The sequence below is a fragment of the Sphingobium sp. Ant17 genome (assembly GCF_000588875.1).
GTDB lineage: Bacteria > Pseudomonadota > Alphaproteobacteria > Sphingomonadales > Sphingomonadaceae > Sphingobium.
The window spans coordinates 1-26214 of the sequence record NZ_JEMV01000032.1 but is presented as its reverse complement, the minus strand read 5'-3'; the positions used below and the strand labels follow the sequence as shown (position 1 = coordinate 26214).

Below are 26214 nucleotides of genomic sequence, written 5' to 3'. Positions count from 1 at the left end.
AATGGTGGTTATTTTTTGGCTTTACCGGCCAGGCCGTCGGTCATGGAAATCGCCTGCATCGCGTTGCTGGCATCCACGGCTTCGATGGGCGGGGCATAGGCGCGGATCGCTTCGATATGCCAGCGCCGCTGTTCTTCGGTCGATCCGGGCACGTCATTGACCCGGTGCAAGGCCACCTGCCGTAGCGCGTAGAAGGGTTTGCCGTTCGCGGCGATCCGGCCATAAAGCTGGACCGGCACAGTGATATAGAGCGAACCTGCCGCCCCCTCCGGTTCCGACGGGGCGCCGACATTGGCGTGGATTTCACTGAAACCACGGAAACGGGCGGCAAAATGCGCGCCATCCTGCGTACCTATCTTGCCGCGTGGGTTCCACAGCGCCTGCGCGTCTTCGAAGCGCTTTTCCTCCAGCAGGCCATAATAGCCCTGAACGACCTGGGCCGCGCCCTGGGCGCTGTCGGGGTCGATCGAGCCTTCCGATCCTTCGGCGAGGGGGACGGTATCGATCGGCAGGCCACCAGGCGTGCCCGGCGCTGGCGGATCGAGCGGTTCCATCACCGCCATCGCCTCGGCCCGGACGGCGTTTTCGACCTGCGCCACATTTGCGCCATTGGCGAGATTGTCGATTGCGCTCTCCTCCCGCCCGTCGCAGGCGGCGACGAGCAGGAGGGGTGTCAGAAAGAAAGTCTTCATCGATATCCGCATTAGTTGGGCTGTGTCCGCACGGCCGGACCACGGCTATTGGTGCGCGAAGGCCGATCGGCGCGGATGCTGGGTGCAGGCCGCGTGCTCATGTTCCGCTGTGGGCGCGGTTGGCTGGCTTGCGGCCGGGCGGGGCGTGTCGGTCGAGCCTGCGGCGTGGGGCGAACGGCGTTATTGCCCTGCCAGCGGCCCCGGCCTCGATCGCCCTCGACCCCCGGCTGTGGGCGCGGACGCGTGTAGGTGCCATTGCCCGGGCGGCCATCATTGCCGCGCCCGCGCCATTCGCCGCGCCCGTCATTGTCCCGGCCGCGCCAGTCGCGCCGACCGTCGGCCCGCCTATCTCGATCCCGGCCCCGCCAGCGATCATCCCTACGTTCCACACGGCGTCCTTCCCAATAGCGGCGCTGACCATCGTTCCAGCGGTGGCGGCGGCCGCCCCTGTCGTAAACATAATAGCCGTTACCGGGGTAATAAAAATTATTGTACCAGCCACCAAAGGCGCCGGGCTGATAATAGCCGGTCTGGCCATAATAGCCGTCGCCATAATAACCACCGCCGCCATAATAGCCGGTGCCGACGTTGACGCCGCCATAGCCATAGCCGTCATCATAGGCGCAACCACCCAATGCCAATGCACCAATCAGGCCGATCGTCGCCAGTAACCGATGTCGGAAGCCCGTCATCGCCTTTCTCCTCATCTTTATCTGCTGCTGATGTAACGCAGGCCGCTTGAATTGGTTGTGAATGAAAATGGGATGGACCGTCCGGCGTTTATCTGCCGTTCAGAAAAGCCGGGTTTCGTTCATCTGGCTGACAGAAACCGTGTTTTTTCCGTCACATAATCGTCATTTATCCGGTTTTCGTCTTTCGTTCAGGAAACCTTCGGGCGGGTCTGATCATTTTGTGTCGTGTCTGGTGCAGCAGCTTGAAGCGCTCGCGCCGACCCGGCGGGTCCACACCGCCGCTTATCCTCAACAATAGAAAAAGGGTTACCCCCATGAAGACACTGCTTTTCACAGCGGCCGCCGCTGCGTCCTTCCTTCCCGCCGTCGCGATGGCGCAGGACGATGGCAGTTCCACTCGTCGCATCGAGCCCTATGTCGGCGTGATGGGCGGCGTGCATAATTTCGACAGCGAAACCGGCAAGGAAGGCATTCCCCCCGTCGGCTACAAGGGCCGCATGGTCGAAGGCGTCGCTGGCGTGAACTATAATGTCGCAGGGCCGCTGGTTCTCGGCGTCGAAGGCGGCGCGTCCAAGGGCGTGTCGGGCGATATCGACTGGGAATATAATGCCGCTGGCCGTGTTGGCGTGAAGGCCGGCAAGGACAGCCTGATCTTCGGCAAGGTCGGTTACAAGTGGGTCAATTTCGACGCGCTCGGCCCCGATAGCCAGGATTTCCATGGCACCACCTATGGCGCTGGCGTCGAACTCTCGCCCGCCGACATGGGCAGCTCGGCCATGAGCAGCAACATCCGTTTCCGGGTGCAGGCCGACACGATGGGCAATTTCCGTTCGATCCGCCCGATGGCGGGTGTCGTCGCGAAATTCTGATCTAGCCTCTAAAGGTTCGGGCGGGCCGTGACGGCTCGCCCCACCAGCCAATCCTTGCTGCAGCAAGGACTGGGGGTCCGGGGCGGTGCATTGGACTGCCTCCGTCCCGGATTCTCCCTCAATAGACGCCGATCATCTTGGCTCCCGCCACGATCAGCACCAGCGCCAAGGCGCGCACGATCATGGTCGAGGGTAGGCGAATGCCCAATGTCGTGCCCACCAGCGCGCCGGCGAGCGCAGCCCCGGCAAAAAGCGGCAGCGCCGCGGGAAGCTGTTGCACGGACGCCAGATTGCCGAGCAGCCCGGAAATGGAATTGACGAGGATGAACACCGCCGCGATGCCCGATGCGGCGCGCGGTGTTGCCCAGCCCAGGAACAGCAGTAGCGGCGAGAGGAAAATGCCGCCACCCGTACCCGTCAGGCCCGACAGCAGGCCGATGCCCGCCCCAGCCGCGATCGCCGCGATAATGGGCGGGTCTTTGACAGTTTCTGCCGTGCCGAGCGGCTTTGGCCACAGCAATCGTGCCGCCGACAGCCATAGAACCACCCCCACCAGCGGACGATAGAAATGCGTTGGCAGGATGATGCCTCCCCCGACGAAGGCCATGGGGATGGCCCCGATCAAAAAGGGCCAGAGCGTGCGCCAGCGGAACAGCCCGGCATGCACGAAACGAGCGGAGGTAAAGGTCGCCACGATGACGTTGAGAACCAGCGCCGTGGGACGCATGACCTGCGCAGGCAGGCCGAACAACGCCATCAACGCGATATAGGCCGATGCCCCGCCATGGCCGACGCTGGAATAGAGCGCTGCGCCGAAGAAGATGCAGGCGGCAAGGGCATAGGTGGCGTCAATCATGACAAGGGCGCTCGCACTCCGGTCCCGCCCCTGTCAATCCCCGCCCCCGGATGGGCTCACCCGCTGTTGCGCAACGCCGTCGCAATCGCGTTGATCGACAGTTCAATGCCTTCCTTGATGCGCGGATCATCTTCGCCCGCGCGGTGGCGTTTGAGCAGTTCGACCTGCAGCAGGTTGAGCGGTTCGATATAGGGCAGGCGCAGCCGGATCGAGGTTTCCAGCGCCGCATTCTTCTCCAGCAATCGCGATTGCCCCGTGGCCGCGAGCAGCCCGTCATGCGTCTGGTTCCACCCCTCGCGGATGCGGCCGAACAAGGTGTCGGCCATCCCCTGATCCTCGACCAGCGGCAGATATTGCGCGGCGATGCCCAGGTCCGACTTGGCCAGCACCATTTCCAGATTGGCGAGCGCGGATTTGAGGAAGGACCAATGCTGCGCCATATCGGCGAGCAGCGCCTTGTCCTCGAACCCCGCGAGCGCCTGGCCCACGCCATACCAGCCCGGCAGCATCACCCGCGCCTGCGCCCAGCTGAACACCCAGGGAATGGCGCGCAGATCCTCGATCGCGTTGCTCTTGGTACGGCTCGCCGGGCGCGATCCGATCTTGAGGCCGGAAATTTCCTGGATCGGGGTCAATTGCCGGAAAAATTCCTTGAACCCCTCCGTGCCGTAAACCAGGTCGCGATAGGCCGCGAAGGCATTTTTCGACAGTTCATCCATCGCCGCGGTAAAGCGCGCGGCGTCCCGCTCCGAAATCCCCTCCGGCTCCAGGCTGGCGAGCAGGGTCGCGCTGGTCATCGCCTCCAAATTGGTCATGGCGACATCGCGCGACCCGAATTTGGCGGCGATCATCTCGCCCTGTTCGGTGATGCGGATGCGCCCCTGCACGGTCCCCCGCGGCTGCGCCTGGATCGCAGCGAAGGCCGACCCGCCTCCACGCCCCACCGCCCCGCCGCGGCCGTGGAACAACTGCATCGCCGCGCCCGCATCGGCAAAGACGGGAGCAAGCGCCTGGCTCGCCTTGTAGAGGCTCCAGGTCGATGTGATATAGCCACCATCCTTGTTGCTGTCCGAATAGCCGATCATCACTTCCTGATGCCCGCGCGCCTGCACCACGCCCGCAATTTCGGGCAGGCCGAAATAGGCGGACATGATCGCGGGCGCGGCCTCCAGATCGCCGATCGTCTCGAACAGCGGGATCGCCATGATCGCGGCCTGTGGCGGCGCGCCATCCACGCCCGCCTGCCACAGCCCGGCCTCTTTCAGCAGGATATTGACCTCCAGCATGTCGGACACGCTTTCGGCCTTGGAAATGATATAATGAGTGATGCATTGCGGCCCATAGACGCGATGCGCCTCCGCCGCCGCATGGACGATCGCCAGTTCCGAGGCGGTTTCCTCGCCATAAGCCGAAAAGCGCGACCCCAGCGGCCGGTTGCTCGCCAATTCCTTGCGCAGCAGCGCGATGCGCGCATATTCGTCGAGCGCGGCATAGTCCGGCTCGACCCCGGCGACCTTGAGCAATTCACCCACCACCCGCTCATGCACGTCGCTATTCTGCCGCATGTCGAGCGTGGCGAGGTGAAAGCCGAACGTCTCGACCGCGCGGATCAGGCGGCCCAGCGCCCCGCCGCTCGACAGCGCGCCATTGCCCTCGCTCGCCAGCCCCTGCGCCACCGTCACCAGATCGCGGCGGAAATCCTGCGGCATGGCATAGGCCTCGCCCTTGAGCGCGGAGGGGCGGGCAGGCTGCGTGCCGGTCAGCGCGGTACAGGTCGCGGCCAGCCTAGCATAGATGCCGGATATGGCGCGGCGATAGGGCTCGTCACCCCGGCTGGGCGAAGCATCGCCGCTGCCTTCGGCCAGGTCCAGCACGGCTTGCGACACATGCGCCAGTTCGGTCGACAGCGAGAGTTCCGCGCCCAGAGCGTGCAACGCATCGAGATAATAAGCGATCGCCGCCTGACATCCGCGCTGCAAGGCATGGCGCAATTGCGGTGCCTGAACGAAGGGATTGCCATCGCGGTCGCCGCCGATCCAGCTGCCCACCCGCAGGAAACTTTGCGGCCGCGCGCCCAGCACCCGCTCCCACCGGGCATAGAGCGCTGGCAGCACCGGCAGGAAGGTGTCGCGGAAATAGGCCAGCACATTGTCGATCTCATCCGCGACGAACAATTTTTCGCGGCGCAGCGGGCGGGTCTGCCACAACAAGGCGATCTGGCGGAAAATCGCCTCGTCCAGATTTTCGCCATCCTCCGTCTCGTCGCGGCCCGCATCCTTGAGCAGCATCAGGTCGGCGATGCGGTTCTTGTGATCGATCATGCTCTTGCGCCGCACCTCGGTCGGGTGGGCGGTCAGCACCGGCACGATCAGGCTGTGCGACAGCAGGTCCAGCACCGCGTCGCGGCCAATGCCATGCGACTCCAGCCGCGCCAGCACCGACGCGACATCCGCGCCCGGCTCGGCGGCGATGCCCTGCCGGTCCTCGGCCAGGTTGGCGAGCATCGAAAACAGCATGAACCCGCGCACGAAATTGAGCGTATCATCCAGCGTCAGCGCATCCAGCCCGGTATCCGTCAGGTCCGCCCCCTGCACCCCGCGCGCCCGATCGACCGACGCCGACCGGATATATTCGGTCTGCTTGTAGAGGCTCTCCCCCCCATAAGCCCGGATCACGTCGCCCAGCAGGCGCCCCAGAAAGCGGATGTCGGGATTCTGCGTGATCGCAGGGGCGGAGGGGGAGGGGGAAAGAGTCGCCATGGGACGCGATGCTGCATTGCAACAGGGAATGGGTCAAGCGGAGGATGTAGGGGCGGGGGCAATTGGCAAAGCGAATGTCGTGCCTTGCCCTCTCCCGCCTCCGCGGGAGAGGCTACGGAGACTTGGCAGCGTGCTGCCTAGTCGCAGTCGGTGAGGGTCTTTCTTGCCGACTTCCAAGGGCGTCAGAACAGGCGATCCAGATCGCGCATCCCCTCGACCACGGTAACGATCGTCACCACGCCCTGCGCCGCATCATATTCTTAGAGGATCAGGTAGGCGCCGTGGACCAACCCCCGCGCGCCGGGCCGGAGGTCGTCCCGCGCGCGCCCGATTTCCGGGAAGATGCGAAGGCGCTCGATCTTGACGTTGATGGCACGCAACAGGCGATCGGCGGCATCGTCATTGTCGAGCGCAATGGTGCGCCATAGTCGTTCAAAATCGTCATCCGCCTGCTGCGAGACGATGATGTCAGCCATTGTCGGATGCAGCCGCCTTCTTGCCCTTCGCGCGCGTGATGATGGCTTCCATGTCGAGCGGGCCAGCCACACCGCTGGCCTTGCCACGATCCCACGCGTCCCGCAGCGCCAGCAATTCCTCCTGGCGGAACGCGCGCCGCTCGCTCCACAACCGCATCGCATCGCGCACGACTTCGCTGGCCGAAGCATATTCGCCAGCCTCGACGGCCGCATGGATTTTCGCCGCCATCTGATCGGGTACCACGACGGTCATCCGTTCATAAGCGCCCATAGGTCGGCCTCTCGTGTCGGTATGATATATTCATACTATCTCACAAGGCGCGGCTGTTCAATCGGGAGTCCGAACATGCCCGCCTCGACGAGGCGGATATAGATGCTTTGCTGGCAAGTGCAGCCACTTGTGTTACAATGCGTGCGACCAGCGAAAAGGAATGCGCCATGGCTGCCAGAACGACGATGACGATCCGGGTCACGCCCGATCTCAAGGAAAAGCTCGGCCGCCTTGCCCACAATACCCGCCGCACCAAGTCCTACCTCGCCGCCGAAGCGGTCGAAGCCTATGTGAATCGCGAATTGCAGATCATCGAGGGTATAGAGCGGGGGCTTGCCGACAGGGAGGCGGGCCGGGTGACGCCGCATGACGCCGCGATGGACCGGATCGACGCCGCGATTGCCGCAGCCGACAAAAATGCTGCATGAGGCATGTGCAATGGTCGGATGACGCGCTTGACGATCTGGAACGGCAAATCGTCCCTATCGCCAGAGACAATCCGGCGGCTGCGCGGCGGGTCGCCAAGCGGATACGCGAGACAGGCGACGCCTTGGCCGACTATGCGACCGGCCACCCCGGCCGTGTCGGCGGCACCTACGAAAAATCCGTCAACCGGCTCCCCTATATCCTCGCCTACGCGCTAAGCCGCGACGACACGGTGCTGACGATCCTGCATGTCATCCACACGTCGCGCAACTGGCACCCCGGCGATTGGCCAGAATGACAGGAATTGCCTGATTGTTGTGCGATGGCCGATAGGCGAATGTCCCGTTCGGAGCCAGGTTGCGGGAATAGCTGTCATTCACGCGGCGGCCTGCTTACCAACTGTCCGCTGATGTCGGGCCCGGCCTTTCGCAAGCGCGACCGCGGCTGGTCTGCAACGGACATCATCAGTAGTCGTTCGGACTGAAAATCAAAACAACGAAAAGCTGACGCTCGCTCAAGGATGCGGCCGCATTGGCGAACACCCGTTTATTCTTTACCGCTTCGAAATTTAAGCGTTCTATGCGTATGCAAGCGAAGGATGTGGTGCGACCAGCATGGCAACGACCGTTGAGATCAGCATAGCGGGCCGCGGCGAAGCGGATGCACCGCTCTTGGGAGACCTGATCGAACAGATTCAGGATTTCTTCGCCATGCTAAACGGCGTCGCTGAGACGATTGCAGGCGATACGACGGAGCGTTTTGATTGGAAGGTCGTCGGCCTCAGTAAGAATAGCCCTGCGCGTATCATCGTTGAGGCAGTCGCCTTGCCCGGCCATGCTGACGGGCCCGATCTGGCGGCGAGAGCTCGTGACGTCACCGTTGGCGGTCTCCGACAAATCATCTCGCAGGGCGAGCGGCCTCTGTATTGGAATGACAACGTCATCGAGTCGGCCGATCGCTTCCTGCGGCGGATTTCCGGAAGCCTTGCGGCAACTAGCGTCGGCTCGCTTGACCCCAACAGCCCTGAGTTGACGGTGGGCACGGCAGCCGCGGTGCAGGCGCTGAAGAACGTCGAACTGGTCAGGGAGGCCGAGCCGGTTCATCCTTACCGCGAACTCGGCAGCTTCGAGGGCTACATTCAGAATGTGGGCACTGACGGCTGGGGCCGGCCGTTCATCATCGTCAAAAGTCGCCTAACTGGCGGAGACGTTAAGTGCTTCCTTTCCGGCGAGGCGCTACGCGCTCTAGAGGGCGAGCCTGTCGCGCAGGTTGTGTGGCGGAACCGGCGCGTGACCGCGATCGGTGTGCTTAAATATAGATCCGTCGGCCGCCTGAGCCAAGCCGAAGTGTCCCGGCTTGACTTCGCCGATCCGGAGAAACTCCTTCCCCAGCTCAAGGACATTATTGATCCCGACTTTACGCATGGGCTCTCGTCCCATGATCACTTAGAGAGGGTACGGAATGGCGAAGCCTAGACGCGTCGCATGGGATGCGTGCACGTGGATCGCCACGATTATCCAAGAGAAGGCGCCGCTCAAAGGAGGGGGCGTCGAGGATCGCGCGATTCTCTGCAATCATGTGATCGACCTGGCTACGCGCAAGCAGGTGGAAATTGCCACGTCGGGACTGTCGCTCGCGGAAGTCTGCAAGGACGATCAGGTGAAACGAGAAGATGGCGACGTGCTTGCTGACTTTTTCCGGAACGAGTACATCCTGATCGTGCCAGTCGACCGATATGTCGGCACATTGGCGCGCGAACTGATGCAAGCCGGGCACCCTGGGCTTCGACCTCCTGACGCCGTTCATTTGGCGACAGCGGTGATCGCGGACGCCTCTGAATTTCACACCTTCGATTCCGCCCTGCTCAAGCTTGACGACAAGATTGTGAAGCCAGCGGGTGGGACACTGAGAATCAGAAAGCCGCCGCCACCGCCGCCAAGTCTCTTAGACGGAATGTGATGGTCCGCCGGGTCAAAAAATTGTCCCAGAACCGGTTAAATTCGGATGTCCGCTTTCAGGTACGGTGGAATCGCTGCCAAACGACGGCAAGTGGCGCATAACTGCCCGCCACAAAATCCCCTTTCCTACTCGCACATCCTCTGATTTATCCTTTCCGATGGACCAGCACCTCACACCGTCGCCGCCACCCCCGGCCAGCCGCACCCACTGGACGCCCGCCAAGCAGCGGCGCTTCCTGGTTGCCCTGCTCGAAACCGGCACCGTCGCCACCGCCGCGCGCAGCTTGGGATGTCGCCCACCAGCGCGCATCGCCTGCGTCGGCGGCTGGCGGGGACGATGTTCGACCAGAGCTGGGACTGGGCGCTGGCCCACTATGCGCAGGGCTTGGCGGATCCCTTCGCGCCGGACCCGCCGCCGCCCGCCGCGCCGCCAGCACCCCGCTGATGGCGATGCCCGCGCCTGTGGCCTCCCCTTGGTGTGAAGAAAAAATTTTCCGTTCGCCCTGAGCCTGTCGAAGGGACGCTTTTTCTTCGTTCTAAACTTCCGCGCGAAGAAAAGGACAGTCCTTCGACAGGCTCAGGACGAACGGCGTTTTCATATGCGATAGCCCTGTTGTCGCATCATAGTGACCCTGGCGTGACTTCACCGTGACCCAACACGAACCTCACCGGGTCTTCGCAGCGCCCTCACCCTTACTATTGGCGCCATTTTCCCGACGACGGTGTGAACTTCGGCCGATGCTCGACAGACGCGCCGCTGTCGCCGCCGCACCCCTCTTGCGCTCCCCCGCCCCCATGGGCCATGGGGTGGGCGTGACCGCCAGCATCAGCATAGGAACCGACAGCCACGGCAAGCCCGTGCTGGTCGACGTGGAGGAATTGCTCGCCACCCGGCTGCTCGTTCAGGGCAATTCGGGGTCGGGCAAGTCGCATCTGCTGCGCCGCCTGCTGGAGGAAAGCGCGCCGATGGTGCAGCAGGTGGTGATCGACCCGGAGGGGGATTTCGTAACGCTGGCCGACCGCTATGGCCATGTGGTGATTGATGCTGGCGACTATAATGAGCGTGAGATCGTCACCATGGCGACGCGGATTCGCGAACATCGCGCCTCGGTGGTGCTGAGCCTGGAGGCGCTGGAGATCGACGCGCAGATGAAATGCGCCGCCTCCTTCCTCAACGCCCTGTTCGATGCGCCCCGCGACCATTGGTATCCCGCTCTGGTGGTGGTGGATGAGGCGCAGATGTTCGCCCCCGCCGCCGCGGGCGACGTGTCCGACGAAGCGCGGCGGGTATCGCTGGCGGCGATGACCAATTTGATGTGCCGGGGGCGCAAGCGCGGGCTAGCGGGCGTGATCGCGACGCAGCGGCTGGCGAAGCTCGCCAAGAATGTCGCCGCCGAAGCCTCCAACTTCCTGATGGGGCGTACCTTCCTCGACATCGACATGGCGCGCGCCGCCGACCTGCTGGGCATGGAACGGCGGCAGGCGGAGCAGATCCGCGACCTGGAGCGCGGGCGCTTCCTGGCGCTGGGTCCGGCCATCTGCCGCCGCCCGGTGTCGGTGAAGATCGGCGCGGTCCACACCAGCACGCGCGGCGGCACGCACAAGCTGATGGCCCCGCCGGTGACCAGCGGCGAGGATTTTCAGGAATTGCTGTTCGCCCCCGAACCGCAGGATGCGGCCCCCGTCGCCCCGCCGCGCGCTGATCCGCCGCCGCGCCCCGCCGAGGAGATTATCCGAGCGCTGGCCGATTCGCCCTCGGCCAAGCCCGCCGCGCCCGAACTGGATTTCGGCCAGAATGAGCCGGTGGTGATGGCGGTGCTGGAAGAAATCGTCGCTGATCTGGGCGATGCGGCCCCCAGCGTGTCGACTTTGTACCAGGATTTCGGTGTGCGCTGCCGGATGAAGGGGCTGCGCACCCCGCCGCTGGACCTGCCCGCTTTCCGCAAGCGCTTCGCCATGGCGCAGGCTGGGATGATGGACGCGGCCGATCCGCGCTGGGAACCGGCGATGCGCGCCGCCGACACGCTGCCCGAAGACATGCTCGCCCCCTTCCTGCTGATCGCGCGCGCCGCGATGCAGGGGCTTCAATGCCCGGACGATGCCGCCCTGGCCCGCGCCTATGGCACCAGCTCGCCGGGGCGCGTCCGCCGCCTGATCGACTATATGGAAAAACTGGGCGTCATCGTCGCCCGCACCGATTTTTCGGGCAAACGCTCCATCGGCGTGCCGGGACTGGGCCTGTCGACGGCGGTGGCGGAGGGCTGAGCGGCGGCTTGCTCCCCTTTCGGGAGCGGCCTATAGCGCGGCCCATGACCGCCGAACCCTTCGCCAGACAGCTTGCCGCTTTGGACGCGCGCGGGCGGTTGCGTCGCCTGATGCCCCGGTCGGGCCATGATTTCGCGTCGAACGATTATCTCGGCCTCGCCGCCGATCCGATCATCGCCGGGGCGGTGGCCGATGCGATCGCGCGGGGGGTGCCGGTGGGGTCGGGTGGATCGCGGCTGCTGCGCGGCAATGCGCCCGAACATGAAGGGCTGGAGGCCAAGGCGGCGGACTTCTTCCGCACCCAGGCGTCGCTGTTCGTCGCCAATGGCTATGTCGCAATCTCGCTCTGTTCGGCACGCTGCCGCAGCGCGGCGACCTGATCGTCGCGGACGAACTGATCCACGCGAGCGCGCATGACGGCATCCGCATGAGCAAGGCCGCCGCCGTCTTCGCCCGCCATAATGACGTGCAAAGCTTTTCCGACCTGATCACCGCCTTCCGCGCCGAAGGGGGCAAGGGCCGCATCTGGATCGCAGTCGAAACGCTCTATTCGATGGATGGCGACCTCGCCCCGCTCGCCGATCTCGCCAAGCTGGCGGCCAAACATCATGGCATGCTGCTGCTCGACGAAGCCCATGGCACCGGCGTCTTCGGGCCGGGTGGACGCGGGCTTTCGGCGGGGCTGGACGGGCTGCACAATGTCGTCACGCTCCACACCTGCGGCAAGGCGATGGGGGTGGAAGGCGCGCTGATCTGTGGACCGCGCCTGCATATCGACTATCTCATCAACCGCGCCCGCGCCTTCATCTTCTCGACGGCACCCTCGCCGCTGATGGCGGTCGCGGTATCCGCCGCGCTCGACCGGATCGAGGAAGCGAGCGACCTGCGCGATCGGTTGAAGACGTTGCGGCAGGATGCAGCCGAAGCCATCTGCGCGCCGCTCGGTCTGCCCGCGCCGCGCAGCCAGATCGTGCCGGTCATCCTGGGCACGGACGCGCGCACCATGGCGGCGGCGGCGGCCTTGCAGGACGCCGGGTTCGACGTGCGCGGCATCCGCCCGCCGACCGTGCCGCCGGGCACTAGTCGCCTGCGTATATCGCTGACGCTCAATGTCGGGCGCGCCGACATCGCCGCGCTCGGCCGTGAATTGCAAAGGATCATGCGATGAGCGTGCTTGTCGTCACCGGCACCGATACCGGCATCGGCAAGACGGTTTTTGCCGCTGGCCTCGCCGCTGCGTTGGGCGCGCATTATTGGAAGCCGATCCAGGCCGGGGTCGATCCCGATGGCGACAAGGAAGAGGTGGCCCGCCTGTCCGGCCTGCCCGCCGCGCATATTCTGCCCGAAGCCTATAGGCTGGCGACGCCCGCCTCGCCGCATCTCGCCGCGCGGATCGACGGGGTGACGATCGAATTGGACCGGCTGGCGCTGCCGCAAGTCGACGGACCGCTGGTGGTCGAAGGCGCAGGCGGCGTCCTCGTGCCGATCAGCGAGACGCTGTCGATGGCGGACCTGTTCGCCCATTGGGGCCAGCCCGTCATCCTGTGCGCGCGCACCGCGCTCGGCACGATCAACCATAGTCTGCTCAGCGTCGAGGCACTGCAGTCGCGTGGCGTGCCGATCGCGGGCATCGCTTTCATCGGTGAGGCGCATGCGGAGAATGAGCGGATCATCCCGCTGCTGGCGGCTATCCCCAGCCTTGGCCGCCTGCCACTGCTCGATCCGCTGAACCCGGTCGCTCTGGCCGAGGCGTTCGCGGCGCATATACGGCTTTCCGATCCTTTCAACGGCTGATAATATTCGACCAACGACATGGACAGGCTTGTTGGACAGGCGTTCAAGTCCCCGTCATGCCGGGCGCGTCCGATGCGCCCACTTCAAGCAAGGGATGCTTTGATGAAACACCTCCTCCTGGGCGCTGCCGCCTCCGCACTGGCGCTGACCGCTGGTATCGCCCACGCGCAACAGCCCGCCCCAGCCATCACCACCGCCCCGGCTTCGGCCAAGCCCACTTATGGCAGCTATGGCTTCGACGCGGCGGGCATGGACCTGTCAGTGAAGCCCGGCGATGATTTCTACGACCATGCCAATGGCACCTGGGCGAAAAACACGCCGATCCCCGCCGACAAGTCCAATTATGGCGCGTTCAACACGCTCGACGAATTGTCGCGCACCCGCACCCGCGCGATCCTGGACGCGGCGAAGGAGGATCCGGCGAGCAAGATCGGCGCGGCCTATGCCAGCTATCTCGACACCGCTGCGGTCGAAGCCAAGGGGTTGGCTCCGATCAAGCCCTGGCTCGCCGAGATCAAGGGCGTGAAGGACAAGGCGGGCTATGCCACGCTCGCCGCCAAGGCCGCCCGCGCCGGGATCAGTGGGCCGTTCCGCTTCTATGTTGGGCAGGACGATAAAGACCCCGAAACCTATATCCTGTCGATGAGCCAGGGTGGCCTGGGCCTGCCCGATCGCGACTATTATCTGGATGAAAAGCCGGAAATGGCCAAGATCCGCGCGGCCTATGTCGCGCATCTTGAGGCGATGCTGACGCTGGCGGGCGAAAGCGACGCCAAGGCGCGCGCCGCCGCCTTGATGGCGTTCGAGACGGACGTGGCCAAGGTTCACTGGACCCAGATCGACAGCCGCGACGCGGACAAGACTTACAACAAGTTGACGCTCGCTGGCCTGCAAAAGGCCGCGCCGGGCTTCGATTTCGCTGCCTATTTCAAGGCCAATGGCCTGACGCCGACCGACCTGCTCGTCGCCCAACCCTCGGCCATCACCGGCGAGGCGGCGCTGATCGCCAAGACGCCGATCGCCGTGCTGAAGGACGCGCTGATGCTGCGCAGCCTGCACGCCTATGCCGACAAACTGCCCGACAGCATCGCCAATGCCGACTTCGCCTTTTACGGCACCACCCTGTCGGGGACGCCGGAGCGCGAGGCACGGTGGAAGCGGGGGGTCGATTTCCTCAAGGACTCGCTCGGCGAAGAAGTCGGCAAAGTCTATGTCGCGCAATATTTCCCGCCCGAAACCAAGGCGGCAATGGATGTGCTGGTCAAGAATGTGATCGCCGCCATGGGGCGTCGCATCGACGGCCTGCCGTGGATGAGCGATACCGCCAAGGCGCGCGCGCACAAGAAGCTGGCTGCCTTCACCCCTAAGATCGGCTATCCCGACAAATGGCGCGACTATGACGGGCTGGCCATCCAGCGCGACGATCTGCTGGGCAATGCGATGCGCGCCAGCCAGTTCGATTTCGACTATAATATCGGCAAGCTCGGCAAGCCCATCTATCGCTGGGAATGGGGCATGACGCCGATGGAGATCAACGCCTATGCCAATTTCGGCATGGTCGAGATCGTGTTCCCCGCCGCGATCCTGCAACCGCCCTTCTTTGATCCCAATGCCGACCCGGCGGTCAATTATGGCGGCATCGGCGCGGTCATCGGCCATGAATTGAGCCATCATTTCGACGATCAAGGCGCAAAATATGACGAGACCGGCAAGCTCAACCAATGGTGGACCGACGCCGATGTCGCCAATTTCAAGGCGCTGACCGACAAGCTGGTCACCCAATATGACGCCTATGAGCCCTTCCCCGGCGCGCATGTGAAGGGGGCGTTCACGCTCGGCGAAAATATCGGTGATCTGGGCGGGTTGGCCGTGGCGCTCGACGCCTATCATGCGTCGCTGGGCGGCAAGCCTGCGCCGGTGATCGACGGCATGACCGGCGACCAGCGCTTCTTCTTGGGCTGGGCGCAAGTGTGGCGGCGCAATTATCGCGAGGCCAATCTGCGCCGGCGGCTGGTGACCGATCCGCATGCGCCGTCGCAATATCGCGCCGATATCGTGCGGAATTTCGATAGCTGGTATGAGGCGTTCAAGCCTGCGCCGGGCGGCAAGCTCTATCTGAAGCCTGAAGAGCGCGTCAAAATCTGGTGATAACGAGTGTGCGCCGACCCCGATTTTCAGAGTCGGCGCATACTTGTTGTGAGAGCGCAACGATAAGGGCTGCTGACGGCCCGTTTCGCAAAAAAGACGAGCCGTCGGGAACCCGAACGTCGTCCGCCTTATGCCACGGCTCGACGGAACGGGCCTTCCCATGCCGATGCGTTGTCCACAGCTTCTGACGGGTCATCAGTTCAAGGAGACGCATTTTGAAGAGCTTCACCCTTTCCCACGCCCTCAAGGCTGGCATTGCATCGGCCGCTCTTTTCGCGGTTGCCCCGCTCGCGGCGCAGACCGCGCAGACTGCCCCTGCGGCACCCGCTTCGCCGACAGCACCCGCCGCCGGTGCCAGCAATTTCAGCGATAGCGATATCCAGCAATTTGCCGCTGCGGCCACCGAGGTGACGAAGATCCAAGCGGATGCATCGATCCCGGCGGCCGAGAAGCAGCCCAAGATGCTGGCAGCGTTGCAGGCGTCCGGTTTGCCGCCCGAAAAGTTCAACCAGATTGGCCAAGCAGCCGCGAGCGATCCCGCGCTTCAGCAGCGTATTCAGGCGGCTGCGCCCGCTGCGTCCGCTCCGTCGCAGCCCTGATGAAAGAATGATGGGTCGGTCCTGGATCGGCCCATCGTTCGCCCGGCCCTCCGGTAGTTCCCGACCGGTTAAAAATATCAGGGGGTGACGGCGACCGCGCTGTCTGTCTATCGTGCCCGCCATGCACGAACTCGCCCTATCCATCGCGCTTATCGGCATTTTGGGAATTGGCGCGCAATGGATCGCCTGGCGCACAGGCTGGCCCGCCATCGCGCTGATGCTGGCGGCAGGCGTCGTTGGCGGTCCCGTCCTTCATGTCATCAACCCCGAACATGTGTTCGGCGAACTGCTCGAACCGATGGTGTCGATCGCGGTTGCGCTGATCCTGTTCGAAGGGGGCCTCAGCCTCAATTTCCGGGAATTGCGCAAGACCGATGGCGCGGTGATCCGCCTTGTCGTCCTGGGCGCGCCGATCGGTTGGGTATTAGGCGCAATCGCCTGCTACTATGTCGCCGGGCTGGTTTGGCCGGTCGCGATCCTGTTCGCCGGGATATTGGTGGTCACTGGCCCGACCGTGGTGTTGCCGCTGCTGCGTCAATCCAACGTCGCTGCGCGCCCCCGCGCCATCCTGAAATGGGAAGCGATCGTCAATGATCCGGTCGGGGCGTTGCTGGGCGTCGTGACCTACGAATATCTGCGGCGAGCGGGCGAGGGCGGGACGCTGGCGTCGGTCATTCTCTCGCTGCTGGGCGCCGCGGTCATCGCCGGACTGATCGGCTGGCTTGCCGCCCGCCTGATCGGCTGGGCCTTTCCGCGCGGCCATGTGCCCGAATATCTCAAGGCACCGATATTGCTGGTCGCGGTGATCGGCGTCTTCGTCGGATCGAACATGATCCAACAGGAAACCGGATTGCTGGCGGTCACGGTGATGGGCGTGGCGTTGGCCAATATGCGCTTCGATTCGCTGCGCGACATTCAGCCGTTCAAGGAGAATGTCACTGTTCTCCTGATTTCGGGCGTGTTCGTCATCCTGTCGGCCTCGCTTAACATCGAAGTGCTGCGCCAGTTCGAATGGCGCTTCATCGGCTTCCTGCTGGCGCTGCTGTTCCTGGTCCGGCCCGCAACGGTCCTGCTCAGCCTTGCCTTCTCCCCCGTCCCCTGGAACGAGCGGCTGCTGCTCGCGTGGATCGCGCCGCGCGGCATCGTCGCGGTAGCGATTTCCGGTCTGTTCGCGCTGCGGCTCGACCGGCTGGGCTATGGCGACGGCTCCATCCTCGTCACCCTGTCCTTCGCTGTGGTCATCGCGACGATCCTTTTCCACGGCTTTTCGATCAAGGCCGTCGCGCGGTGGCTCAAGGTGACGGGCGCGTCGGAGCAGGGGCTGCTGATCGTCGGCGCGACGCCCTTTACCCTGGGTCTGGCCGACCAGTTGCGGCAGCTCGACATACCGGTAACGATTGCCGACAATAGCTGGCAGCGGCTCGCCCCGGCCCGGCACAAGGGCATTCCCACCTATCATGGCGAAATCCTGTCCGAAGCCACCGAGGAACGGCTGGACCTGACCCAGTTTCAGGTGTTGGCCGCCGCGACCGGCAACGAAGCCTATAACGCCTTGGTCTGCAATGAATTCGCGCCGGAGATCGGGCGCGACAATGTGTATCAGCTGGGCGACGCCAGCGATGACGAAGACCCGCGCACCTTGCCCGAATCGCTGCGTGGGCGAACGCTCTTCACATCGGGGCACGGCGTGGAAGAGATCGTCGAACGCGAGGAGCAGGGCTGGACCTTTCGCAAGACGAAGATCAGCGATCAATTCGATTATGAAGCGGCCCGTGCCGCGCTGCCGCCGGAAGGGGACATGCTGTTGCTGCTCCGCCGGACAGGGGCGCTGCGCTTCTTCTCTCATGCCTCACGCCCCACGCCCCAGCCCGGCGACACCATCCTGTCCTATGTGCCGCCCGTCCCGATCCGATCGAAAGGAAAGGAAGAATGACCAAATTGGCCCCAACCGCGCTATTTTTGTGCGCGAGTCTGGCTGCTTGCCAACCACCCGGCGCGCCAGAGGCTGCCAATGCTGCGGATAATGCCGCAATAGCCGACAATGGTGTGGCGGAAAATGGCGCGGGCAATGTGGTCGAGCCGCAACGCTCCATCCTGCGCCCAGAAGTCGTGCCGACGGTGGAAGAACCCAAGATCGAGCCGGAAGAATTGCTGATCGGCTTTGGCGCTATGTCGCTTCAGTTGGACGATGGGGCTAAGGCGGCGCTCGACGCGCTGATGGCCACCCCGGCAATGCAGGCGGGCGGGACTATCGCGCTGCGCGGGCATAGCGATTCGCTGGGTACCGATGGCGATAATCGTGTTGCCTCGCGCCGCCGCGCCGAGCGGGTGCGCGATTATCTGGTCGAAAAGGGCGTTGCGGCCGAGCGCATCACGCTGGTCGCGCTGGGAGAAACCCGGCCGATCGCGCCCAATGCCAAGGAGGACGGCAGCGACGATCCCGACGGCCGGGCGAAAAATCGTCGCGTCGAGGTCCGCGTGACGCCGCCGCCCGTCGTCATCCCGCCCCCCATGCCGGTCGGCGTGTCGGACACGGAGAAGCCATAGCCTTGCAGGCGGCACTCGCCTAAAGGCAGGCCATGACTTCTCCCGTCTGGCACCCCTTCACCCAGCATGGCCTGAATGAGCCAATCCCCCAGGTCGTGCGCGCCGAGGGCGCACGGCTGCATCTGGCCGATGGCAGCACTTTGATCGACGCGATTTCGAGCTGGTGGGTCACGACGCATGGCCATTGCGACCCGCGCATTGCCGCCGCCATCGCGGCGCAGGCGGGGCAGCTCGATCAACTGATCTTTGCGGGCTATACCCATGCACCGGCCGAAGCCGTGGCGCGCAGTTTGATCGACCTCGCCCCGCACGCGGCCGATCAGCCCAGCCTTGCCCATGTCTTCTATTCCGACAGTGGATCCACCGCGGTCGAGGTCGCGCTGAAAATGGCGCTCGGCTATTGGCATAATCGGGCGCTGGACGGGCTGGGCGAGGCGCGCAGCCGCCTATTGGTGCTGGACCATAGCTATCATGGCGATACGATCGGCACGATGTCGATCGGCGAGCGAGGCGTTTATAATGCCGCCTGGACGCCGTTGCTGTTCGATGTCGGGACCATCCCCTTTCCTGCGCCCGGCGAGGAGCGGGCCTGCCTCGATGCGCTCGACGCCGCATGTCGGGAAAAGCCGGCCGCCTTCATCGTCGAGCCGTTGATCCTGGGCGCAGGCGGCATGCTGATCTATTCCGCCGCGATGTTGCGCGAGATGGCGGCGATCTGCCGCCGCCACGATGTCCTGTTCATTGCGGACGAAGTGATGACCGGCTGGGGCCGCACCGGCACGCTGTTCGCCTGCGAACAGGCAGGGGTCGTGCCCGATATCATGGCGGTGGCAAAGGGGATTACTGGTGGCGCGATCCCGCTTGCCGCGACGCTGGCGACTGCGCCGATCTTCGAAGCGCATTGCTCGACCGACCGGGCGCGGCTCTTCTATCATTCGTCCAGTTATACCGCCAACGCCATTGCTTGCGCGGCGGCGGCGGCCAATCTCGCTATCTGGCGCGAGGAGGATGTGCTCGGCCGGATCGCGAGGCTGAGCGATGGCATTGCGACGAGACTCGCAGAATTGGCGCACCATTCCGCCTTCGCCAATCCGCGGCAATTGGGGACGATCGCGGCGATCGACCTGATCGCGCCGGATGCGGGCTATCTTTCGGACCTGGCGCCTCGGCTGCGCGCTTTCTTCCTGGAACGGGGCATCCTGCTGCGGCCGCTGGGCAACAGCCTCTACTTGATGCCGCCCTATTGCTTGGATGACGGCCAGCTGGATCATATCTTTGCGACGCTCATCGCGGCGGGGGATCATTTCAGCGCGAAAGCTTGACTTCCATTTTGCAGAGTTTGGCGCTATGGCGACGCGATTTTGCGAATTTGGGATATTATGGCGAAAGAAGAACTGCTTGAAATGCGCGGACATGTTGTGGAGCTTCTCCCCAACGCGATGTTCCGTGTCCGGCTTGAAAATGACCACGAAATTCTCGGCCACACCGCTGGCAAGATGCGCAAGAATCGCATCCGCGTGCTGGTGGGTGACGAAGTGCTTGTCGAGCTGACCCCTTACGACCTGACCAAGGGTCGGATCACGTACCGTTTCAAATAAGTCGTATTCGATGCGGCTTATATTGGCTTCGGCATCCCCCCGGCGGCTCGCGCTTTTGGGGCAGATTGGCGTCGTCCCCGACGCGGTCGATCCTGCCGATCTCGACGAAACGCCTCACAAGGCCGAACTGCCTGCGCTCTATGCCGCGCGCATTGCCGCTGAAAAAGCGGTGGTGGTGGCGGCGCGCCATGGCGGGGCGCTAGTCCTGTCGGGCGATACGGTGGTGGCCGCCGGACGGCGCATATTGCCCAAGGCGGAAAGCGAGGCGGAGGCGCGCGCGTGCCTGACGTTGCTGTCGGGCCGCCGCCATCGCGTGCTGAGCGCGATCACGCTGATCGACGGCGCGGGTGTGGCGCGCCATCGCCTGTCGACCAATATCGTGACGTTCAAGCGGCTGGAGGCGGCGGAGATTGACCGCTATATCGCCAGCGACGAATGGCGCGGCAAGGCGGGCGGCTATGCGATCCAGGGCAAGGCCGCCGGGCTGATCCGTGCGATTCAGGGCAGCCATAGCGCGATCATGGGCCTGCCGCTCTACGAAACCCGCACGCTGCTGAAAGCAGCGGGCCATCCCCTCGATTAGGAACCGACATGGCCGAGTGGCTTTATGAAGAAGGCATTGGCGAGGCCCGTGCAGCGCTGATCGAAAAGGGCCAACTGGTCGAGGCGCTGATCGAGCGCGAGGGCGATGCCGCGCGCGCTGGCGCGGTGATGCAGGGCAAGCTCATCACCACGGTCATCCCCAAGAAGCGCGGCATCGTCCGCTTGATCAGCGGCGAGGAGGTGTTGATCGAACCAATCCCGCCCCGTCTGGCGGAGGGCGCGAACCTGCTGGTCGAAATCCTGCGCGAAGCGATCCCCGAAGAAGGCCGCCCCAAGCGCGCCAAGGGTCGTAGCACCCAGCCGGGCATGAAAGCGCAGGCCGGCGCAACCCTGCTCCAGCGCATCCGCGCTACTGGGGTGCCCGTCGTCCCGTGCCCCGCGCATGAGGAAGACCGGTTGGAAGCCCATGGCTGGAGCGAGTTGATGGAAGAAGCCATCAGCGGCGAGGTTGGCACCGAAGCCGCGGCGCTGCGCCTCTATCTGACGCCCGCCATGCTGCTGATCGATATTGACGGGTCGCTGCCACCCGCGCAGCTGGGGCCGAAGGGCGCGAAACTGGCGGCGCAGGCGGTGCGGCGCATGGGACTGGCCGGGTCGATCGGCATCGACCTGCCGACGATGAACAATAAGGATGAGCGGATCATCGCCGCCGCCCAGATTGACAAATATCTGCCGCTCCCATTCGAGCGCACGGCGGTCAACGGGTTCGGCTTTGTCCAGATTATCCGCCGCCGCGAGCGCGCGAACCTGATGGAGTTGCTGCGTGAAGACCCGGTAGCGACCGCTGCGCTGGCGCTGTTGCGCCGGGCCGAACGCCATGGCCAGGGCGGTGCCGCGACGCTGACCGCCGCGCCCGCCATCATCGACTATCTGTACAAGCGGCCGACCTGGATCGAGCAGCTCGCCAAGCGGCGTGGCGGGGCGATCAGCTTGCAGGCGGACGCCACGCTCGCGATCGCGGGTGGCCATGTCGCCTAAAGCCGCCGCCTGCCCCGTCTGCAAGCAGCCCGCCAGCGCGGACGCCCGTCCCTTTTGCAGCACGGCCTGCCGCGACCGCGATCTGCTGCAATGGCTGGGCGAAGGCTATCGCGTGGCCGGGCCACCCGCCGAAGATGACGCGCAAAAAATCGGCGATTATGGGCTAGACAGCGAACAGGATTGACGCCTATAGGCACCCCTCCATCGGGCGGAACCCTCCGCAGTTGGCCGTGCCTGGATAGCTCAGTTGGTAGAGCAAGCGATTGAAAATCGCTGTGTCGGCGGTTCGAATCCGTCTCCGGGCACCATTTCCCTTGTTTTTCCTGTCCATAGCCGTCCGAAATCCATGGTATATTTTGGACGGTTTGTGGTATCTCGTCCGCCGTCGTCCATGTGCCTGCCTTGCCACCCGGATGCACCAACGGTATTTTTCTTGGTATTAAAACCAGGAAAATCGACGTCATGCTCACCGATGCCGCCATCCGTAAAATTGGGCTTCAGGACAAATCGTTTAAAGTCGGCGACATGCACGGGCTCTATCTGCTCGTGAACCCTAACGGCGCTCGCTACTGGCGCTGGAATTTCTCGCATGGCGGAAAGCAGCAGACGCTATCGCTCGGCGTCTATCCGGAAGTCTCACTCAAGGAGGCCCGGGAGAAGCGCCTGGAAGCAAGCAAGCTGCTTGAGCGCGGCACGAACCCATCCACCTACAAAAAGCTAGCCCGCGCCCTCGCGCTGAATGGCGGGACGAGTTTTGGCGAGGTAGCGCAGGAGTGGCTTGCCAAGTTGGAAGCCGAAGGGCGTTCGAAAGCCACGATGGAAAAGATGCGATGGTTGCTGCGCTATGCAGAGCCGATCATTGGCGAGCGGCCGATCGGTGAACTGACCGCGCCGGAAGTGCTTGCTGTCCTGCGAGTTGTAGAGGTGAAGGGGCGCTACGAATCGGCGAGGCGGCTGAGGACCACCTGCGGCAGCATCATGCGTTATGCGATCGCCACTGGACGCGCACAGCGTGACGTCACAGCTGATCTCCAAGGCGCGCTTATCACGCCCAAGGTCACGCATCGCGCTGCCATCACCGATCCCGGCGGGGTCGGAGAGCTGTTACGCGCCCTGTGGGGCTATGAGGGCCAACCTGCGGTCGAGATTGCGCTCAAGGTGGGCATTCACACCTTTGTCCGGCCCGGCGAGCTGCGCCATGCCGAGTGGAGCGAGTTCGACCCGGATCTGGCCATCTGGACGATCCCGGCGGAGAAGATGAAAATGGGGCGTGAGCATCGCGTGCCGCTCTCCACGCAGGTCATGGACCTGCTGGAGGCGCTCTACCCGATCACCGGTCACGCTAAATATCTGTTTCCAAGCATTCGCGATCCGAGGCGGCCGATGTCGGAGAACACCGTAAACGCTGCCCTTCGGAGGCTGGGTTATGACAAGACCCAGATGACCGGGCACGGCTTCCGCGCGACGGCGAGCACGCTGCTTAATGAAAGCCGCAAATGGCATCCTGACGCGATCGAACGGCAATTAGCGCATGTCGAGAGCAACGATGTCCGGCGCGCCTATCTGCGCGGCGAGCATTGGAACGAGCGGGTCAAGATGATGCAATACTGGAGCGACTATCTCGATCAGCTTCGGGCGGCCGAGAAAATTATTAAGGCCAGGTTCGGGCGGCGCTGACGAGGGTTCACCGTTGGTTCCAAAGTCGTGGGCCTATGTGAAAAATCGCATAATCTACTTTTATGTGATCTGGAACATAAGACGGTTTTATGCTGAAAAAAGCATATTGTAGATTTATGCGATATGAGGCATAAGAGTGAGCAGGGAGACTGGCTCATGGCTCATATCGCACGATCGTCCAGGCAGCTCGGCGCCGCCATCCAGCGCGCGCGCAAGCAGAAGGGCATGAGCCAGACAGAACTGGCTGGCCTGGCGGGCCTGCGACAGGAATTGGTCTCGAAAATCGAGACCGGACAGGAGGGCACCCGATTGTCCTCGATCTATGCGCTGTTCGCCGCCCTCGATCTGGAAATGGTCATCGATCAGCGGTCCGGCAAATCGGCGCCTGATATTGAGGATATCTTCTGATGGGCCGGCGCAGAACGCACCCGCCGCTCAACATATTCATCAACAACCGTCTGGCTGGACGTCTCCTCAAGCAATCCAGCGGCGCCATCGAATTCCGCTACGATCAAAGCTGGCTCGGCTGGGAGCATGGATTTCCAATCTCCCTTTCGTTGCCCCTGCGCGAATCGCCGTACACCGGCGAAGCTGTGCTCGCCGTCTTCGATAATCTGCTGCCGGATAATGCGGCCGTGCGTCGCCGTGTCGCCGAGCGGACCGGCGCCCAGGGCAGCGACGCCTATAGTCTGCTGGAGCGTATCGGGCGGGATTGCGTGGGCGCCATGCAATTCCTGCCGGATGATGTCGCCTCCGATGGCATTCAGCCGGTGGATGGAGAGCCCATCAGCGACACCGAGATCGAGCAGATGCTGGCCAATCTCACGCAGGCGCCACTAGGCATCGACATGGAGCATGAGTTCCGGATTTCGGTTGCCGGAGCACAGGAAAAGACAGCCCTGCTTTTCCATGATGGCCAGTGGCTAAGACCGCTCGGAACAACCCCCACAACCCACATCCTCAAGCCGCAACTCGGTAAAATTCCCACGGCGTTCGGGATGGTCGACATGACCGACAGCGTCGAGAATGAACATTATTGCCTCAAGCTGCTGGAAGGCTTTGGCTTGCCCGTCGCAAAGACCGAGATCGCCACATTCGGCGCGCGCAAGGTGCTGGCGGTCGAGCGCTTCGATCGTCGCTGGAGGAGTCCGACCGAACTGATCCGACTGCCCCAGGAAGACCTCTGCCAGGCCTTGGGCATCCCTTCTGTCCAGAAATATCAGAGCCATGGCGGGCCTGGCGCCGTTGCAATCCTCAAGCTGCTCGGAAGCAGCGATAATCCCCTTGAGGATCAGGCCGCTTTCCTGAAAAGCCAGATTATATTCTGGCTCATCGGGGCAACGGACGGTCACGCCAAGAATTTCAGCATCTTCTTGCGCCCTGGCGGACGCTTCGGGCTCACGCCATTCTACGACGTTCTCACGGCTCAGCCTGCGTTCGATGCGCGGCAGATCCAGAACAACAACTATAAGCTCGCGATGTCTGCGGGCAACAGCCGCAAATATCAGATTCTGAACATTGTCGGACGACATTTCGTGGAAACCGCGAAGGGGGCGGGGCTGGGTCCTACTCTCATCGGCAAGGTGTTCCGTGAGGTCATCCATATGGCAGAAAGAGCCCCTGAGCAGGCAATGTCCATGATGCCCGATGGGCTTGCCACAGCCACACATGCAAGCATCATGAATGGCATGGAGGCCAGGCTGAGGGCATTGGAGCTTGGGCTCGCCGAAATCTGAGCCACATCTGAAGGGCAACCGCTTGCTGACGGAGCCATCAAGATGACTGCCCTGGGTGTATCGCAAGTCGGCATCAATTTACCGGGAAGGCCCTGAGCGGCGACCACTGACACATAGTCAATTGCCACTTGGCAGCTTATTGTTTAATTCTGCCATATGGCCATCCTGCAACCTATTGAGACAGCTCCGGCTCCGTTCCGGCAGGAACGTGTCACGCAAGAAGAAGTTAGGCCGATGTTTCGCGCGGCTCTCAATCTGTTTGCCAGATGGGGTATCACCGATGAGTAGGCTGCCGTTCTTACCGATATGCCGGTGCGCAGCTTGGCGCATGTCGAAAGCAACGATGTCCGGCGCGCCTATCTGCGCGGAGAGCATTGGAATGAGCGGGTGAAGATGATGCAATATTGGAGCGATTATCTCGACCAGCTCCGAGCGGCTGAAAAGGTTATCAAAGCGAAATTTGGGCGGCGGTGACGAAGCAAGAGTGAATGGGAATGCCGATTGGCTTATACGCCTTACCCCGTGCGCAGCTCTATGCGAATTAGCACATAGTAGTTTGATATTGCCATTTGGCATTTATTTCATATATGATGCCATACGGAGGCGATTATGAGCATGTTGCAACCCATCGAGACGGTTCCAGCTCCGTTCCGGCCTGAGCCTGTCACGCAGGATGAAGGCGGCGCGATGTTTYCGTGCGGCCCTCAATCTTTTCGCCAAGTGGGGGCGTCAGGACGAGCAAGCTGCTATGCTGACCGATATGCCTTTGCGCAGCTCCGTCGGTGGAAGGCTGAAGGGGCGGGCCGCATCTCGCGTGACGGCCTTGCGCGCTTGTCCAACCTCATGGGCATCCACAAGGCCTTGCGAATCATCTTTGAGGAGCCGCAGCGCGGCTATGACTGGATGAAGGCGCCCAACGCCGTCTTTGATGGCGCAAGCGCGCTGTCCGTCATGCTGGGCGGCGAATTGACCGACATCATGCGGGTGCGGCGCTATTTGGACGCGGAGCGTGGCGGCTGGTGACGGTGACTGATGGTCCGCCGGTCAACAGGGTCCATTGGGAGGGGGCGGTCAGGATCATCCGCAGCATCTATCCTCCGATAGATCTGTTCGAGGACATTGCGGACCTGCAGACTGGCCCCTCCTCATCTCCGCCGAGCAGAAGACAAATCCGCGGATCATGACGTCGGTTGGCGAATATCGATCTTGTCCCTCCCGCGCGCGGTCGGCGGCGTGGTCGGCCGCTCCTATCTCATGGCGTCATTCACTC

The 26214-nt window shown here is 63.3% G+C and carries 27 protein-coding genes, 1 tRNA gene and 3 pseudogenes; 25 read left to right on the top strand and 6 right to left on the bottom strand.

The window, feature by feature from the left end; translation table 11 throughout:
• Positions 1–8: 8 nt before the first annotated feature.
• Both BF95_RS14895 and BF95_RS14890 read right to left on the bottom strand, forming a co-directional pair.
• Positions 9–692, bottom strand: coding sequence for a hypothetical protein (locus tag BF95_RS14895; RefSeq protein ID WP_043152196.1), 684 nt, complete (start codon positions 690–692; stop codon positions 9–11).
• An 11-nt stretch (positions 693–703) separates the two neighbouring features.
• A complete protein-coding gene (locus BF95_RS14890) occupies positions 704–1384 on the bottom strand; it encodes a hypothetical protein (RefSeq protein WP_043152195.1) in 681 nt (226 codons plus the stop codon).
• A gap of 314 nt (positions 1385–1698) precedes the next feature.
• Here BF95_RS14890 and BF95_RS14885 point away from each other — a divergent pair, with 314 nt between their 5' ends.
• Complete coding sequence (locus BF95_RS14885) at positions 1699–2253, top strand: outer membrane protein (RefSeq protein WP_043152194.1); 555 nt, start codon at positions 1699–1701, stop codon at positions 2251–2253.
• Positions 2254–2371: 118 nt separating this feature from the next.
• Here the strand turns inward: BF95_RS14885 and BF95_RS14880 are convergent, their stop codons facing one another.
• The 4 genes from BF95_RS14880 to BF95_RS14865 form a co-directional block, all read right to left on the bottom strand.
• Positions 2372–3109, bottom strand: coding sequence for a sulfite exporter TauE/SafE family protein (locus BF95_RS14880; protein WP_043152193.1), 738 nt, complete (start codon positions 3107–3109; stop codon positions 2372–2374).
• A gap of 56 nt (positions 3110–3165) precedes the next feature.
• The gene (gene ppc, locus BF95_RS14875) at positions 3166–5868 is read right to left on the bottom strand and encodes a phosphoenolpyruvate carboxylase (protein WP_043152192.1); all 2703 of its coding nucleotides are present in this window, start codon (positions 5866–5868) and stop codon (positions 3166–3168) included.
• 260 nt (positions 5869–6128) lie between these two features.
• On the bottom strand, positions 6129–6344 hold the full coding sequence (locus BF95_RS14870; RefSeq protein ID WP_081764174.1) for a type II toxin-antitoxin system RelE/ParE family toxin: 216 nt from the start codon (positions 6342–6344) through the stop codon (positions 6129–6131).
• Positions 6337–6597, bottom strand: coding sequence for a type II toxin-antitoxin system ParD family antitoxin (locus BF95_RS14865; RefSeq protein ID WP_235209767.1), 261 nt, complete (start codon positions 6595–6597; stop codon positions 6337–6339). Before BF95_RS14865 ends, BF95_RS14870 begins: the two co-directional genes overlap by 8 nt.
• Positions 6598–6782: 185 nt before the next feature.
• Between BF95_RS14865 and BF95_RS14860 the strand changes: the two genes are divergently transcribed.
• The 24 genes and pseudogenes from BF95_RS14860 to BF95_RS29285 form a co-directional block, all read left to right on the top strand.
• Positions 6783–7043 (top strand): CopG family ribbon-helix-helix protein, encoded by a 261-nt coding sequence (locus tag BF95_RS14860; protein ID WP_043152214.1) that lies wholly within the window; start codon positions 6783–6785, stop codon positions 7041–7043.
• Positions 7044–7048: 5 nt separating this feature from the next.
• A complete protein-coding gene (locus BF95_RS14855; RefSeq protein WP_443018373.1) occupies positions 7049–7339 on the top strand; it encodes a type II toxin-antitoxin system RelE/ParE family toxin in 291 nt (96 codons plus the stop codon).
• Positions 7340–7655: 316 nt separating this feature from the next.
• Entirely contained in the window at positions 7656–8516 is an 861-nt protein-coding gene (locus BF95_RS14850; protein WP_043152188.1) for a hypothetical protein, read from the top strand.
• Entirely contained in the window at positions 8503–9000 is a 498-nt protein-coding gene (locus BF95_RS14845; RefSeq protein WP_043152187.1) for a type II toxin-antitoxin system VapC family toxin, read from the top strand. The genes BF95_RS14850 and BF95_RS14845 overlap by 14 nt, the downstream gene beginning before the upstream one ends.
• A 288-nt stretch (positions 9001–9288) precedes the next feature.
• Positions 9289–9444: a hypothetical protein gene (locus BF95_RS30735; protein ID WP_327195469.1), complete on the top strand. Its 156-nt coding sequence runs from the start codon at positions 9289–9291 to the stop codon at positions 9442–9444.
• 368 nt (positions 9445–9812) lie between these two features.
• Complete coding sequence (locus BF95_RS14835) at positions 9813–11264, top strand: ATP-binding protein (RefSeq protein WP_043152213.1); 1452 nt, start codon at positions 9813–9815, stop codon at positions 11262–11264.
• A 44-nt stretch (positions 11265–11308) separates the two neighbouring features.
• Positions 11309–12432, top strand: a pseudogene (locus BF95_RS14830) (8-amino-7-oxononanoate synthase).
• On the top strand, positions 12429–13058 hold the full coding sequence (bioD, locus tag BF95_RS14825; RefSeq protein WP_043152186.1) for a dethiobiotin synthase: 630 nt from the start codon (positions 12429–12431) through the stop codon (positions 13056–13058). The pseudogene BF95_RS14830 and the gene bioD overlap by 4 nt, the downstream one beginning before the upstream one ends.
• Positions 13059–13160: 102 nt before the next feature.
• The gene (locus tag BF95_RS14820; protein ID WP_043152185.1) at positions 13161–15206 is read left to right on the top strand and encodes a M13 family metallopeptidase; all 2046 of its coding nucleotides are present in this window, start codon (positions 13161–13163) and stop codon (positions 15204–15206) included.
• Positions 15207–15421: 215 nt separating this feature from the next.
• Entirely contained in the window at positions 15422–15805 is a 384-nt protein-coding gene (locus tag BF95_RS14815; protein WP_043152184.1) for a DUF4168 domain-containing protein, read from the top strand.
• 121 nt (positions 15806–15926) lie between these two features.
• Positions 15927–17738, top strand: coding sequence for a cation:proton antiporter (locus BF95_RS14810; protein WP_043152183.1), 1812 nt, complete (start codon positions 15927–15929; stop codon positions 17736–17738).
• Positions 17735–18352 (top strand): OmpA family protein, encoded by a 618-nt coding sequence (locus BF95_RS14805; RefSeq protein WP_043152182.1) that lies wholly within the window; start codon positions 17735–17737, stop codon positions 18350–18352. Before BF95_RS14810 ends, BF95_RS14805 begins: the two co-directional genes overlap by 4 nt.
• 32 nt (positions 18353–18384) lie before the next feature.
• Positions 18385–19674, top strand: coding sequence for an adenosylmethionine--8-amino-7-oxononanoate transaminase (locus tag BF95_RS14800; RefSeq protein WP_043152181.1), 1290 nt, complete (start codon positions 18385–18387; stop codon positions 19672–19674).
• 57 nt (positions 19675–19731) lie between these two features.
• Positions 19732–19950, top strand: a complete 219-nt coding sequence (gene infA / locus BF95_RS14795; RefSeq protein WP_043152179.1) for a translation initiation factor IF-1 — start codon at positions 19732–19734, stop codon at positions 19948–19950.
• Positions 19951–19960: 10 nt separating this feature from the next.
• Positions 19961–20533 carry a Maf family protein gene (locus BF95_RS14790; protein WP_043152178.1) on the top strand — a complete coding sequence of 191 codons (573 nt, stop codon included), beginning with the start codon at positions 19961–19963 and terminating at the stop codon, positions 20531–20533.
• A gap of 8 nt (positions 20534–20541) precedes the next feature.
• Positions 20542–21531, top strand: a complete 990-nt coding sequence (locus BF95_RS14785) for a hypothetical protein (RefSeq protein WP_043152177.1) — start codon at positions 20542–20544, stop codon at positions 21529–21531.
• On the top strand, positions 21521–21715 hold the full coding sequence (locus BF95_RS14780) for a DNA gyrase inhibitor YacG (RefSeq protein WP_043152175.1): 195 nt from the start codon (positions 21521–21523) through the stop codon (positions 21713–21715). Before BF95_RS14785 ends, BF95_RS14780 begins: the two co-directional genes overlap by 11 nt.
• Positions 21716–21763: 48 nt before the next feature.
• Positions 21764–21839, top strand: a tRNA-Phe gene (locus BF95_RS14775).
• A 154-nt stretch (positions 21840–21993) separates the two neighbouring features.
• Entirely contained in the window at positions 21994–23208 is a 1215-nt protein-coding gene (locus BF95_RS14770) for a tyrosine-type recombinase/integrase (protein WP_043152173.1), read from the top strand.
• Positions 23209–23364: 156 nt separating this feature from the next.
• A complete protein-coding gene (locus BF95_RS14765) occupies positions 23365–23616 on the top strand; it encodes a helix-turn-helix domain-containing protein (RefSeq protein ID WP_043152171.1) in 252 nt (83 codons plus the stop codon).
• The gene (locus BF95_RS14760) at positions 23616–24944 is read left to right on the top strand and encodes a type II toxin-antitoxin system HipA family toxin (protein WP_043152170.1); all 1329 of its coding nucleotides are present in this window, start codon (positions 23616–23618) and stop codon (positions 24942–24944) included. The genes BF95_RS14765 and BF95_RS14760 overlap by 1 nt, the downstream gene beginning before the upstream one ends.
• A gap of 315 nt (positions 24945–25259) precedes the next feature.
• A pseudogene (locus BF95_RS26480) lies at positions 25260–25418 on the top strand (integrase); the annotation flags it as partial.
• A 141-nt stretch (positions 25419–25559) separates the two neighbouring features.
• Positions 25560–25967, top strand: a complete 408-nt coding sequence (locus BF95_RS14755) for an MbcA/ParS/Xre antitoxin family protein (protein ID WP_235209766.1) — start codon at positions 25560–25562, stop codon at positions 25965–25967.
• Positions 25964–26214: pseudogene (locus BF95_RS29285) on the top strand (RES domain-containing protein); the annotation flags it as partial. The gene BF95_RS14755 and the pseudogene BF95_RS29285, both read left to right, overlap by 4 nt.